This window comes from Micromonospora tarensis, from assembly GCF_016803395.1.
Lineage (GTDB): Bacteria > Actinomycetota > Actinomycetes > Mycobacteriales > Micromonosporaceae > Micromonospora > Micromonospora tarensis.
Genome location: NZ_JAEVHL010000505.1, coordinates 1 through 1,391, shown reverse-complemented (window position 1 = coordinate 1,391; position 1,391 = coordinate 1). Strand labels below are relative to the sequence as shown.

General features: G+C 73.5%; 2 pseudogenes. One reads left to right on the top strand and one right to left on the bottom strand.

Annotated features, from left to right (window positions below):
• Positions 1-567 (bottom strand): annotated as a pseudogene (locus JM949_RS35955) (SseB family protein); the annotation flags it as partial.
• 152 nt (positions 568-719) lie between these two features.
• Between JM949_RS35955 and JM949_RS35950 the strand changes: the two are divergent.
• Positions 720-1,298: pseudogene (locus JM949_RS35950) on the top strand (S8 family serine peptidase); the annotation flags it as partial.
• Positions 1,299-1,391: the final 93 nt, after the last annotated feature.

The window sequence follows — 1,391 nt, the reverse complement described above, 5'->3', positions numbered from 1 at the left end:
GGCCGGGACGGAAGCGGGTGGCACCGGAGCGGGCGGGGTCTGGTCGCCCGAATGATGCCGGGCCCGTCGGAGGCGGTGACCCAGCGGCGGGCGCGGCGTCTCGATGCGGCGCGCCGGGCCGGGTGCGGGCCAGCGTCTCGGCACGCTCCAGCCGAGCGCGGGCGCCCATGGCCCGGCCGGCAGTCGCACGTCGCCCCGGGAAAGTTGGGACACGAACCAGGCCGGCAGGTAACCCTCGATCGGCAGGCCGGGGTTGACGGCGAGCCACCACTCCTGATTGGGCCAACTGGAGGCGAGCTCGGCGAAGGGGATCCGTCGGGTGTTGCCGGCGTGATCGCCGAGGCAGGCCCGCAGTGCGGCGGCGGAGGTGAAGGCCAGGACGTGGGTGCGTCCGCCGGTCGTCCAGGTGCCCCAGCCGGCGGGTGGCTGACCGGGCTGCGCCGGCGTGGAGACCGGCAACAACACGTCGGTGCGGGACAGGAGCCGGAAGTAGAGCTCCTGATCGTTGGCGCGCAGCGCGTCGCGCAGCGCCACCTCGGCCTCCGTGGCCGGCTCCCATTCGGTCACGGCCACCTCCCCTTCCGAGAACAGGCCACAGGTATCGCGTACAACCTACAAGGTGGCACCAAGATCACAATGGCTGGCCGTCGGCGGTCTGCCGGTGAGCGGACGAGGCGATAACATCCCGTCCCGGAGCCGACACGATACGGAGGCTGTCGATGTCCCGATCGATCACGCGCCCGGTCCTCGCAGGTCTGGCCGCCAGCCTGCTGACCGCGCCGGCTCTGCCGAGCGTCACCGCCAGCGCCGCACTCCCGACGGCACCGGCCTGCGCGAACCCACTCGCCCCAGCCCGGCCGGTCGCGGCCACACCATGGCCACAGCAACGGTACGACCCCGCGCGGCTCGCGCCGCTGGCGACCGGCGCCGGGGTGACCGTCGCGGTGGTCGACTCCGGGGTCGACCGACGGCACCCGCAACTGGCCGGCCGGGTGCTGGCCGGCGCTGACCTGCTCGACCCGGGCGGCGACGGCAGTCGGGACTGCGCCGGCCACGGCACCGGTGTGGCGAGCATCATCGCGGCGACGCCTCGACCCGACGTCGCTTTCCGCGGGCTGGCACCAGGTGCCCGGATCCTGCCGGTGCGGGTCAGCGAGCAGCAGGTGGTGCAGGGGCGCGAGTCGGGGCGTACGGTCAGCGCCGACGAGTTCGCCCAGGCCATCCGGTGGGCGGTCGAGCACGACGCCGACGTGGTGAACCTGTCCGTGGTGCTGTACGCGGACGACCCGGAAAGTCGGGGCGTACGGTCAGCGCCGACGAGTTCGCCCAGGCCATCCGGTGGGCGGTCGAGCACGACGCCGACGTGGTGAACCTGTCCGTGGTGCTGTACG